Source organism: Streptomyces yokosukanensis (assembly GCF_001514035.1).
Classification (GTDB): domain Bacteria; phylum Actinomycetota; class Actinomycetes; order Streptomycetales; family Streptomycetaceae; genus Streptomyces; species Streptomyces yokosukanensis.
This window is the reverse complement of record NZ_KQ948224.1, coordinates 65,546-77,185: the sequence shown is the minus strand read 5'-3', so window position 1 is coordinate 77,185 and position 11,640 is coordinate 65,546. Positions and strand designations below refer to the sequence as shown.

At 71.3% G+C, this 11,640-nt stretch carries 9 protein-coding genes and 1 pseudogene; 6 read left to right on the top strand and 4 right to left on the bottom strand.

The window, feature by feature from the left end:
* Positions 1–69: 69 nt before the first annotated feature.
* Entirely contained in the window at positions 70–513 is a 444-nt protein-coding gene (locus AQI95_RS35435; protein ID WP_067133821.1) for a DUF7144 family membrane protein, read from the bottom strand.
* A 195-nt stretch (positions 514–708) separates the two neighbouring features.
* Positions 709–2,031: a hypothetical protein gene (locus AQI95_RS35430; protein WP_067133818.1), complete on the bottom strand. Its 1,323-nt coding sequence runs from the start codon at positions 2,029–2,031 to the stop codon at positions 709–711.
* A 260-nt stretch (positions 2,032–2,291) separates the two neighbouring features.
* On the opposite strand from AQI95_RS35430, the gene AQI95_RS35425 reads away from it, so the two are divergent.
* Both AQI95_RS35425 and AQI95_RS35420 read left to right on the top strand, forming a co-directional pair.
* A complete protein-coding gene (locus tag AQI95_RS35425) occupies positions 2,292–3,128 on the top strand; it encodes a YhjD/YihY/BrkB family envelope integrity protein (protein WP_067133815.1) in 837 nt (278 codons plus the stop codon).
* A 153-nt stretch (positions 3,129–3,281) separates the two neighbouring features.
* Positions 3,282–5,660, top strand: a complete 2,379-nt coding sequence (locus AQI95_RS35420) for a SpoIIE family protein phosphatase (RefSeq protein ID WP_067133812.1) — start codon at positions 3,282–3,284, stop codon at positions 5,658–5,660.
* Positions 5,661–5,750: 90 nt separating this feature from the next.
* Here AQI95_RS35420 and AQI95_RS35415 read toward each other — a convergent pair whose 3' ends face one another.
* Both AQI95_RS35415 and AQI95_RS35410 read right to left on the bottom strand, forming a co-directional pair.
* Complete coding sequence (locus AQI95_RS35415; RefSeq protein WP_067133809.1) at positions 5,751–6,908, bottom strand: agmatine deiminase family protein; 1,158 nt, start codon at positions 6,906–6,908, stop codon at positions 5,751–5,753.
* A gap of 191 nt (positions 6,909–7,099) precedes the next feature.
* A complete protein-coding gene (locus AQI95_RS35410) occupies positions 7,100–7,696 on the bottom strand; it encodes a TetR/AcrR family transcriptional regulator (protein ID WP_208614342.1) in 597 nt (198 codons plus the stop codon).
* A 139-nt stretch (positions 7,697–7,835) separates the two neighbouring features.
* Between AQI95_RS35410 and AQI95_RS35405 the strand changes: the two genes are divergently transcribed.
* The 4 genes and pseudogenes from AQI95_RS35405 to AQI95_RS35390 form a co-directional block, all read left to right on the top strand.
* The gene (locus AQI95_RS35405) at positions 7,836–9,407 is read left to right on the top strand and encodes a serine/threonine-protein kinase (protein ID WP_067133802.1); all 1,572 of its coding nucleotides are present in this window, start codon (positions 7,836–7,838) and stop codon (positions 9,405–9,407) included.
* 23 nt (positions 9,408–9,430) lie between these two features.
* Positions 9,431–10,012, top strand: coding sequence for a TetR/AcrR family transcriptional regulator (locus tag AQI95_RS35400; RefSeq protein ID WP_067134084.1), 582 nt, complete (start codon positions 9,431–9,433; stop codon positions 10,010–10,012).
* Positions 10,013–10,378: 366 nt separating this feature from the next.
* Positions 10,379–11,113 carry an urease subunit gamma gene (gene ureA, locus AQI95_RS35395; protein ID WP_067133799.1) on the top strand — a complete coding sequence of 245 codons (735 nt, stop codon included), beginning with the start codon at positions 10,379–10,381 and terminating at the stop codon, positions 11,111–11,113.
* Positions 11,110–11,640, top strand: a pseudogene (locus AQI95_RS35390) (urease subunit alpha); the annotation flags it as partial. The gene ureA and the pseudogene AQI95_RS35390, both read left to right, overlap by 4 nt.

Here is an 11,640-nt window from a genome sequence, read left to right as displayed (position 1 = left end):
CGCCCGTGATCCAGCGTTGAAGCGGACCCTGCCGCGGGTCGCCCTCGGCGAGGGGCGGGTACCGGCGGGTCAGCGTCTCGCGGTGTCCGGTTCGTAGGCGGCGAGCGCCCAGATGACGAACACGTCGATGGCCATCATGATCACGGACCACAGCGGCGAGTACGGCAGGAACAGGAACTGGGCCAGCAGACTCAGCGAGGCCAGCGCGATGCCGACCACGCGGGCCCATGCGGCGCCGGAGAGGATGCCCCAGCCGGCGAAGGCCGCGATGACGCCGAGGACCAGCAGGATCCAGCCCCAGCCGGTGAGATTGATCTTGTACACGTAGTGGTCGATACGGGCGTAGACGTCGTCCGCGGCGATCGCCGAGATGCCCTGGAAGATGGCCAGGATGCCGTTGAGCAGCATCAGCACGCCGGCGAAGGTGGCGCCGCCGGTGGCCCACGGGCTGTTCCGGGTGGGCGGCGGGCTGTAGCCGCCGGAGGGCGCTGCGGAGTGGGGCTGCGTCGTCATGGTGACACTCCGTTCTCGCGTTCTCGTGCGGCAGACGGTGTCGGGGGACGTCCGCCTGACTGTTTCGACCCTGCGGCCGGACAGGTGAACCGGCCACAGGCGTTACGCCGCCCGGGTGATGGACGGCGGGCGAGGGGACGGGGGGGCGGGGTACGACGGTCGCCGCACTCCCGGCGTCCGTGGGCTCCCGGGGGGTCAGGCGGGAGCCTGGGCCGAGGACCGTTCACCGGCGGCCGACGGTGGTGTCGCCGCCAGGAACTCCAGAGCGGCCAGCGCGAACAGCAGGCACAGGGCGATGCCCACCACCACCCAGCCGGTGGGGTACGACCACAGCAGGTAGACCAGCAGCGACACGGCCACCAGGATCCAGGTGATCCAGGTGCGGTGGCGGCGTGCGAAGGGACCGACCGGCCCGGTGCGCAGACCGGCGCGGTCGGCGGTGGCGCGGACCGCGCCGATCCCGGAGGTCCACAGCCGCCGAACCAGCCCGGCGTACCGGCCGGGGCCGGTGAGCCAGGCGCCCAGGGCGATGACGACGCCGAGCGCCACGACCATCCGTACGGTGGTCTGGAGGAAGTGGGTCAGCGTGTCGTACACGGCGGCGGCCGCGTCCTGGGAGACGTCTGCGGGCAGCCGGTCGAGGTAGATCACGCGGAACACGCGCAGCCCGACGCCGAGAATCCCGGTGGCGACGGCAGCGCCGAGACAGCCCGCGACCAGGGCCCGGCGCCGCCGCACCGAGAGCAGTACACCGACGGCGATCAGTACGACGGCCAGCACCGGCAGCCAGTTCCCGGCGAGTTGCAGCAGCCGTACGTAGGTCCTGACCTTGCCCACCTGATCGGATGTGGCGAGGGTGAAGTCCGTGTGCACGGCGGGGATGTGCGCGGCGACGGACATCCCGGCGTCGACGAGACGCTGCTTGACCCGGTCCACGAGGGGGCCGAGGTCGAGGGTGACGGTGTCGTTCTTCAGCTGCACCGCGCCGCCGCCGCTGCCGGTGAGGGCCTTGTCGAGGGAGCTGTGGATCCGGCGGTTGGCGTCGGTCCAGACGGTCTTGAAGGCGTGCGACGCGGCGACCTCCCGCGCCTTGTCGTGGACGAAGCTGCGTACGGCGCCTTCGACGGCGTCACCCAGCCTGCCGCCCAGCGCCTTCTGCAGAAGGGGCCGGTCCTGCGGTGCCGCGTCCGCGAGCAGGGCGGGCAGATCGAGGTGGGACATGAGCGCGTCGGTGGCCCGGTCGGCGACGGCGTCCTGCACGGCGGGGTCGGAGGCGAGCGGGGCGACCGTGGCCACATAGCGGTCGGTGTCGCCCACCTGGTCGGCCGCCCATGCGGCGACGACCGAGAGCGGAGCGAGGACGCATCCGATGACGATGAGCACGGCGGCGACGAAGGACTTGACGTGGTGCCGGGGCGGCCGGGTCCGTTCGCTCTCCAGGGCGCCCACCCGGGCCCGCAGTGCCTGCAGTTCGGACCGTTCCGCGTCACCGTCCGCATGCGAGCTGCCGTCCGCCACCCGTCCTCCTCCTCGCTTCCCCCGCTGCCTGCCAGCCGACCCGCAACGGAGCGGACGCGCGAGCAGGCGCGGGCCATTCGGGTCACCGGCACGGACGATCGCCCGACAGCCACGCCCGGTCCCCCTGCCGATTGCCGAAGGCACGGACCCACGGACACCGGTGACCGCTGCGCGCCCGATCGGTGCAGCCCCGCTCGCGTCCCGCGCGGTGGACGGCATTGACTGTCGTACGACGGGACGGCACGCGGTCGGGAGTCGGTATGTCGTGGACGGCGCGGCTGCGGCGTCTGCGTGCCGAGGCCGAACGGCGTCTCCCGGTCCTCACCGAGGTGACGAGCCGCCTGCTGTCCGCGAACCTGCTGGATGCCGCGACCCGGCTGGCCGCCCAGGCGTTCCTGGCCTGCGTACCGCTGCTGTTCGCCCTCGCGGCGTTCACCCCGCAGAGCGTGCGCGACCAACTCGGCGCCTCGTTGCGCGCCCTGTTCGGCCTGACCGGCCCTGCCGACCAGCAGGTGCAACAGGTCCTCAGCGCGTCCACCGACTCCGCCCTGCGGGAGACCAGCGGGATCGTCGGCGTGCTGATCACCCTGCTCTCCGCGACCAGTTTCAGCCGCGCCATGGCTCGGGTCTGCGAGCGTGCCTGGCGACTGCCGAGGGCCGGCACCCGGATCGCCGCATGGCGCTGGGTGGTCTGGCTGCTCACGCTGCTGCTGGTCGTCCTCCTGCAAGGCCCGGTACGGAACGGTTTCGGCGCCGGGCTCTGGCTCGGCACACCCCTCGTCTTCGTGGTGAGCACCGGTGTCTGGCTGTGGACACAGCACCTGCTGCTGGCCGCCCGCGTGCCCTGGCCGCCACTCCTGCCGGGCGCGCTGCTGGCCTCGGCGGCCACCACCACCCTCAGTCTGACCGCCCGCCTGTACATGCCCGGTGCCCTCAACCGGTCCCTGGCGGAGTACGGCTCCCTCGGCCTGGTCCTCGCCCTGCTCTCGTGGCTGATCGTCCTGTGCGCCGCCGTCACCTTCGCGGTGACCATCGGGGCGGTGCTGGCCCAGCAGCCGCCTTTGAGCCGGTACCTGCCGGCGGAACGCGAGCCGTAGGGCGGGCCTGTTCCCGACCGTTCCGGAGTTCCTGGTGGGTCGTGTCCACGTCATCATCGGCGATCACCCTGTGTGAGCGGAGGGCGTCGCGTGTGCGGTTGTCGTCCGTCGTGCGGCACGGGATGCTGAGGGAGCACGAAGGGAAGCGGCGTCATGGATCGTTTTCCGAATGCGGCCAATGTCGAATTCCACAGTCCTTTGGACCTCTCCAAGGCCGCGGTGGCGGTACTGGACGCCGAGGGCCGGGTTTCCGGGTGGGGATCCTCGGCTCAGCGCCTCCTCGGACATTCGCCCGAGGACGTGCTCGGACAGTCCGCCACCCGGCTGCTTGCGTCCCCCGGGCAACGGCTGTCCGCCCTCTGCAAGGCGCACAAGCCCCGCAGCACGGTCCTGGACCTCCGCTGCCGGGACGGACATACGCTGCGGGCGGCCGTGACGTTCAGCCCGCTCGCGCACCAGGGCGTCGCCGCGACGGTCGTGGTCGCGGCGGAGCTGGCGCAGCTGCGCAGCTGGGAGGCGCAGCTGGCGATGCTGCAGGGGCTCACGACCGAGTCCTCCGTGGGCCTGACGATCTTCGACACCGACATGCGCGTGGTGTGGGGCAACGTCTCCACCGATCTGGAACTCGGGGGGATCGCCCAGTACGTCGGCCGACCGGCCGCGGATCTCTTTCCTGAAGGCGAATTCATCTCCCGTCATCACCCCCCGGACGAAGACCAGATCATGGAGCACGTCCTGACGACGGGGGAACCGATCATGGGCATGCACTATCGCGGGCGGGCCCCCGCCGACCCGGTGCGCGAGCACGTCTGGTCCTGCTCGTACCACCGGCTGGTGGACGCCCGGGGCGAACCGCTGGGGCTGTTCGAGGAGTCCCTGGACATCACCGACCGCTACCGCGCACAGGAACGGCTGTCACTGCTCGTACGGGCGGGAAAGCGCATCGGTGCCTCGCTGGACGTGCGTCGTACCGCGGCGGAGCTGGCCGACGTGGCGGTACCCCAGCTGGCCGACGAGGTGCTGGTCGACCTGCCGCCGGCGGTCATCGAGGGGCGGCAGCCGCCGACGGGCTCGGCACCGGGGCACAGTCTGCTGCGGATGCACGGCCGGACCCCGGAAGAGTTCCGGACCAGTCCCGTCTCCTATTCGGCATCGTCACCGCAGGCTCTGAGCCTGGCCACCGGCCGCCCCGTCGTCGACGCCGCCCCGCCCGAGACGCCGGGCGGGACGAGATCGGCCCCCTCGCACTCCTCCCTCTTCGTCCCGCTGCTCACCCGCGATGCGGTCCTGGGCCTGGCCACCTTCCGGCGCAGCAACAACCCCGACCCCTTCGGGCCCGAGGAGCAGACGCTCGCCGTGGAACTGGCCGAGCGTGCCGCCGTCGGCATCGACAACGCCCGCCGCTACACCAGCCAGCATGCGGCAGCCCTGGTACTGCAGCGGAGCCTGCTGCCACAGCGCCTGCCCGAGCAGAGCGCGGTCGACGTGGCGTACCGCTACCTGCCCGCCGACAGCCGCGTGGGCGTGGGCGGTGACTGGTTCGACTTGATCCCGCTGTCCGGTGCCCGAGTGGGCCTGACCGTCGGCGACGTGGTCGGCCGCGGCGTACACGCGGCCGCGACCATGGGCCGGCTGCGCGCGACCGTACGGACCCTGGCCCTGCTGGATCTGGATCCGGCCGAACTCCTCACCCGGCTGGACGGCCTGGTCGCGCAGGACTCGGAATCCTACGCGGACGACGGGCTGAGCGACGAGGCGCTCGGGGTGACCTGCCTGTACGCGATCTACGACCCGGTCAACGGCCGATGTGTCTGGGCGAGCGCGGGTCATCCCCCACCGATCGTGGCCGACGCGAGCGGCTCGGTGGCCCTGTCCGCCCTGGCGCCGGGACCGCCCCTGGGGCTGGGCGGCCTGCCGTACGAGAACGTCGAGCTGATCCTGTCCAGCGGCAGCGTCGTCGCGTTCTTCACCGACGGCGTCGTGGAGGACCGGCGTACCGACATCGACAGCGGAATCGACCGACTCGCCCATGTGCTCACGTGGCAACGGTGCCCGTTGGAGGAGCTGTGCGACCGGGCGCTGTCGTCACTGCCGCCCGGACCACAGGCGGACGACGCCACGCTGCTGCTCGTCCGCACCCGGCGGCTCGGCGCCGACCGTGTGGCGGACCTGGAGCTGCCGCCCGACCCGGCCATGGTGGCTCAGGCCCGCACCGTCACCGAGCGCCAGTTGGAGGCCTGGGACCTGTCCGAACTGTCCTTCACCGCCGCACTCGTGGTGAGCGAGCTGGTCACCAACAGCATCCGGTACACCACCGGGCCCGTCACGCTGAGGCTGATCAGGGACCGCTGTCTGCTGTGCGAGGTCTCCGACAACGCGCACACCGCACCGCACCTGCGGCGAGCGCGTCGGGACGACGAGGGGGGCCGCGGCCTGTTCCTCGTCGCCCAGATGTCCCAGCGTTGGGGTACGCGCTACACCTCGTCCGGCAAGACCATCTGGGCCGAACTGGTCATCCCTCAGAGGCCTTAGACGCTCGCCGATGGCCATGTCCGGTCGGCCGGGATCAGTCGGCCGGGATCAGTCGCCTGGGATCGGGCGCCCGGGGTCGGGCGGCCGGGGTCAGTCGACGGGCTTGCCGGGCTGGTCGTGCGTGGAGCAGTGGATGCCACCGCCGCCGGAGGCGATCGTGTCGATCGCGACCTGCACGACATCGCGCTTGGGGAAGTGCTCCTGCAGAATGCCGCGTGCGCGGTCGTCAGCCTTCCTGTCACCGAAACGGGGCATGAAGACCGAGTCGTTGGCGACGTAGAAGTTCGCGTAGCTCGACACGAAGTCGTCGCCCTCCCCCGTGATCTTGTCCAGGTCGGGCTGCGGAAGGTCGACGATCTCGAAGCGCCGGCCCCGGGCGTCCGTCGCCCCGCTCAGCACGGAACGGGCCTGATCGGAGGCGCGCGACCAGGAGTCGGCGGGCGTGCCGGGCTGCGCCTTGTCGAGGAGGACCACGCCCGGGGCGACGAACCGTACGAGGCTGTCGACGTGTGCGTCGGTGATGTCCTGACCTCGCACGCCCTTCAGCCACACCACCTTCTGGATGCCCAGGGTCTGCTTGAGTTCCGCCTCGATCCGGTCACGGCTCTTGCCGGGGTTGCGGTTGTCGTTGACGACCGAGCTCTCCGTGACGAGAAGCGTGCCTTCTCCGTCGGTCTCGAAGGCGCCGCCCTCGGCGACCAGGGGAGCCTTGGTCCGGCGGACGCCGTACTTCTGCAGCAAGGTGCTGCCGACGCGGGCGTCGTCGGTGTGCTGCTGCTTGTTGCCCCAGCCGTTGAAGTTGAAGTCGACGCCCATGACGCGGCCCTCGTCATGGACGAACACCGGGACGGTGTCCCGGGCCCAGAGGTCGTCGACAGTGAGGGGGATGACCTCGACCTGGGAGCCGCACGCCTTCTGCGCGGCCTTCTGCTGGTCGGGCCTGGCCATCAGGACCACGTACTCGTACCCGGCGACGGCTCGGGCGACCCGGGCGATGTCCTGCCGGACGTAGGGCAGGTCCTCGCCCCACACCGACTCCAGCGCGGGCCACGACATGAAGGTGCGGGCGTGGCTCTCCCACTCGGCGCCGAACCGGCGCCCGCCGGCCGTGGCGGTGTCCGTGCCGGTACCGGACCCACCTGTCCGCGTCATGTCGTCCGGTCCGCACGCCGTCGCGCCGAGGGCGAGGCCACCGATTCCGGCGATGGCGTGCAGGACACTGCGCCGAGAGGGGGGAAGGGGGGACACGGTGTGCTCCGATCGTGGGACAACAACGCTATCCGGCGGCGCTGGAACAAGCGCGTCAAGGCGCACTGCGCGAATTCCCGGGGCCGGGGCTCGCCCGGCCGGGAGGTTTGGTTCGGGATGCCGATGTCGCCATGACCGCGACGGTGGGGGCGCCCGCCGTGCCCCCACTGTGGCACTGACTGGATTTTCAGTCAAATCACCGCCTCGCCCTCCCACCCCAGGTGCGCGATCTCCACGGCGATCGCCTCGCGCATGCGGGAGCGGGCCTGATCCAGCTGCAGGACACCGCTCAGCCAGCGACTGCTGAGGCCTTCCAGCAGCGAGGTCAGCCGCTCCGCGGACGCGACGAGGGTCGATTCCGGTGCGGTCGGCAGCACACGACCGAGGAGGTCCGCCACCTCACGGGTCCAGATCAGGCTCGCGAGTGCGAGTTCGTCCCGCAGCGTCGGGTCGAACACGGCACTCGCGCGCAGCTCTCCCCACGCGGTGCTGTTCTCCCGGACCTCCGGTACGTCCTGCAACTCCAGCAGCAACGACCGCTCCAGCCCCTCCCGAGGGCTGTCGCCTTCCGCGCCTTCGGCGTCCCCGGCGGTGTAGCGCTCGGCCCGGTCGCTGATGAAGACCAGAGTGCGGCGGAGAAGGCCGGCGCGATCGCCGAAGTGGTAGTAGACCAGAGCTTTCGAGATCCCCGCCTCGGCTGCCAGCTCCTCCACCCGCAGCCCTCGCACTCCCCTGCGGGCGATGACTCTGGCCGCCGCTTCGAGGATGACTGTTCTGCGGTCGCTCACTCTGTCTCCCTGCACTTGCGCCTGTCGGTGTGACTCCGGGCGACCACTGTGCCACATTGACTGAAAATTTAGTTAGATGCACCATCGTCATCGCGCCGGCTCCGTGGCCTGCGCTCCGCACCGCCGAAAGAGTCACCACATGTCCGTTCAGCCTCCCCGGACGTCTCCCTCGCACGAGGCACTGTCCGCAGACGACCCGCACGAGATCGGCGGATACCGCGTCCACGCCCGGCTGGGCTCGGGCGGGATGGGCGTGGTCTATCTCGCCTACACCCGTGGTGGGCGGCCCATAGCCCTGAAGGCGGTGCGGGAGGACTTCGCCGCGGATCCCGCGTTCCGCAGGAGGTTCGCCGACGAGGTCGCAAGCGCACGGCGCATCCACGGGCTGTTCACCGCGCAGGTGATCGACTCAGGGGTCGACGACCCGGTTCCGTGGCTCGCCACGGCCTATGTGCCAGGCCCCTCCCTCGCCCAGGTGGTCGAGCGCCACGGCCCACTACCGGTGCGCACGGTGCTGCTGCTCGTGGCCGGCATCGCCGAGGCGCTGCAGGCCATTCACCGGGCAGGCGTCGTCCACCGGGACCTCAAGCCGGCGAACGTGCTGATCGCCGAGGACGGTCCTCGGGTCATCGACTTCGGCATCGCCCGCGCAGCCGACGCGGCGAGCCTCACCGGCACCGGCCTGCGGATCGGCACGGCCGCGTACATGGCGCCCGAGCAGGCCATGGGACGTCCGGTGAGCGCCGCGACCGATGTCTTCGCGCTCGGTGCCCTGGCGGCCCACGTGGCCGGCGGTGTGCCTCCCTTCGGGCAGGGCCCGGAGTCCGCCGCGCTGTACCGGGTGGTCCACGAACCGGCCGACCTCTCCCGGGTGCCGCGGGACCTGCACGACCTGCTGGGGCGCTGCCTCGACAAGGACGCCAGGGCACGGCCCTCCTCGGACGAAGTCATCGCGGCGGCGCACGCCCATCCGGCCGTCGGCCCTTCCCTGGAGTTCACCGACGGCTGGCTCCCGGCCGCCGTCCGGAACGAGATCAGGGGGCGGGGTCGGCAGCAGGCGGACCTCCACGCCCAGCCCACGCTCTCTGCCGCCGCCGACGCGGGTGAGCACACGGATCCTCCGGCGCCCGGAGGCCGCCGCAGCGGTGAACGCCGCCGTCGCCGCGGGGCGACAGCCGCGGTCGTCGCCGTCGCCGCGGTACTGGCGGCCGGAGCCGCGCTCCACTACGCCGGCCCCCTGAAGAAGTTCGAGAAGCGCGCCTTCGGCACGGACAAGGGGGCCCGGCCCTCGCACACGCCGTCGGCGTCCTCCTCGCCCTCCTCACCGGCCTCCGGCGTCTACGTGCCCGGCTACGCCGACGCCGAACTGACCGCCCCCGACTCCGGTTACGAGTTCGATCTCAAGGCCGGGAAGGTGGTCCCCGCCGAGACCTCGACGTGGTTCCTGGCGCGCGACGGGAACGGGTTCGCGGTGCCCGGGGACAGCGACGCCTTCATCGCATCCGGGTATGCCCTGAGCCCGGCGGACTGCGTACGGGGCATCGAGACGGAGCCGGTCGCGTCCCTCGCACTCGAGGATCTCGCGGACGAGCGCCCGTTCTGTGTCCGCAGCCCCGACCAGAAGCAGCTCGTCGTCGCCCGGCTGATCGAGGCCGAACCGGACGACGGGGCGGTCACGGTGGCCCTGAGCCGCTACGACAGGAGGGGCTGAGAAACCGGATAGGGTTCATGGTCATGGCGTCTCGCACAACACAGATCCTCGAAGCGGCGGCACGGGTGATCGCCCGGCGCGGAGTCCGCGGGCTCCGCGTGGAGGAACTGGCTGCCGAGGCCGGTGTGTCCACGGGTCTGATCTACTACCACTTCAAGGACCGCACCGGAGTTCTGCGCCACACGCTGGAGTTCATCAACGACCGGGCGGAGCGCTACACCACGGCCCGCGACCCCGACGCGGAACCGCTCGGGCCGCGCGAAGAACTCGAACAGATCCTCCTGCTGGAACTGCAGGACACCCAGGAGGTACGGGAGAACAGCTCGGCATGGGGCGAGCTGCGGGCGAGTGCCGTGTTCGATCCGGTACTGCGCGAGGATCTCGCCAGGGCGACACTGGTGTGGGTGCAGGAGGTCGCCGCCCTGCTGGGGCAGGTGCAGCCGATGGCACCCGCGTCCGCCCTGGCCTCCGCCGCCGAGCGGCTCACCGCTCTTCTGGAGGGGCTGAGCATGCGCTGGCTCAGCGGCGGCATCCAGGTCGATCACGCCAGGGCCCTGATGCAGGGCGCCGTCGAGGCCGAACTCGCAGGCCTGAAGCCGCGGTAGCGCGGCCGGCGGCGCAGCGCCTCGGACTCGCGCATCGACCCGACCGACGTCGCCCCTTGGCGCCTGTAACTCCATCCCAAGTATTGACTGAATTTTCAGGCAGTGCCACAGTGGCTTCACTTCAGGGCCACAGGGGCCCGATCTGCGCGGCCATCGTGCCGCTCGAACTGCCTGCCGTACCAGAGGTCCATTGCGGCTCCCGCTGACATCCCGGTCCCCGGCGGGGATCGGAGCCGGCGCCGTACTCGAAGAGGCCCCGCGCCCGGCACATTCGTTCCGTCAGTTCCGCCTCCGGAGGAAGACCTTGTTCTCACCCCCCGCCAGCTGGCTCACCGCCGTCGTCCGGATCGTCCGTCAGGGGCAGTCGTGCCGCTGACACCCACCGAACGCGACCGGCTGCTGCTGTTCACCGCCGCGGAACTCGCTCGCACCCGGCACACGCGCGGTCTGCGCCTCAACGTCCCGGAAGCGACCGCACTGATCGCGGACACGGTCTGCGAGGCGGCCCGAGACGGTCTGCGCCTGGCCGCGGCTCTTGAACGAGGACGCTCCGTCCTGGGACCCGACGATGTGCTGCCGGGCGTCACGGACGTGGTCACCGAGATCCAGGTCGAGGCCGTGTTCGAGGACGGCACTCGGCTTGCCGTGATCACCGACCCGTTCGGCCCTCCGGAGCCGCATCCGAGCGACGCTGCCCCTGGAGGCGTGATCCCGGGCTCCGAAGTGATCGCGGCACCGGAGCCGGCCGTCCGGCTGACCGTCCGCAACACGGCATCCGTGCCGATCAGCGTGACCTCGCACTTCCACTTCTTCGAGGCGAACCCACGCCTGGAGTTCGACCGGGCGGCCGCCTACGGAATGCGGCTCGCCGCCCCGGCGGGCTCCTCGACACGGTTCGACGCCGGTCGCACGGCCGAGGCCGGACTCGTGGCCATGGGCGGAGCGCGCGTCGCGGTCGGCTTCGCCGGACTCGTCGACGGGCCACTCGACGCCCCCGGCGCCAAGGAAGCCGCCTTGCTCAAGGCGGCGGCCTGCGGCTATCTCGGCGCCGTCGACGCCCTCACCAGCACGGAAAGCAGCACGGAAGGCAGCACGCCATGAGCAGGCCGACCCGGCACATCGACCACCGCACGCCCGGCGAGGGGCACATCGACCCGCACGAGTACGCGGCGGTCCACGGCCCCCGTGCCGGTGACCGGATCCGCCTCGGCGACTCCGGGCTCGTCGTCCGGGTCCAGTCCGACGCACAGCGCCCCGGTGACGAGTTCCTGGCCGGGTTCGGCAAGACCGCCCGCGACGGACTGCACCTGAAGGCGGCGGCCGTCCGCGACACCTGCGACGTGGTCATCAGCAATGTCGTGGTGATCGACCCGGTGCAGGGCATCCGCAAGGTCTCCATCGGCATCCGCGAAGGCCGCATCCACGCCATCGGCCGCGCCGGCAACCCGGACACCCTCGACGGTGTGGACGTCGTCGTGGGCACCGGCACGACCATCGTCTCAGGAGAGGGGCTGATCGCCACCGCCGGGGCCGTCGACACCCATGTGCACCTGCTGTCGCCGCGCATCATGGAGGCGTCGCTGGCGAGCGGGGTCACGACCGTCATCGGGCAGGAGATCGGACCGAGT

What these genes read in the sequence shown, in the direction of transcription:
- AQI95_RS35435 (WP_067133821.1), bottom strand. Translation starts at nt 513, where the DNA reads ATGACGACGCAGCCCCACTCCGCAGCGCCCTCCGGCGGCTACAGCCCG.
- AQI95_RS35425 (WP_067133815.1), top strand. Translation starts at nt 2,292, where the DNA reads ATGTCGTGGACGGCGCGGCTGCGGCGTCTGCGTGCCGAGGCCGAACGG.
- AQI95_RS35420 (WP_067133812.1), top strand. Translation starts at nt 3,282, where the DNA reads ATGGATCGTTTTCCGAATGCGGCCAATGTCGAATTCCACAGTCCTTTG.
- AQI95_RS35405 (WP_067133802.1), top strand. Translation starts at nt 7,836, where the DNA reads ATGTCCGTTCAGCCTCCCCGGACGTCTCCCTCGCACGAGGCACTGTCC.
- AQI95_RS35400 (WP_067134084.1), top strand. Translation starts at nt 9,431, where the DNA reads ATGGCGTCTCGCACAACACAGATCCTCGAAGCGGCGGCACGGGTGATC.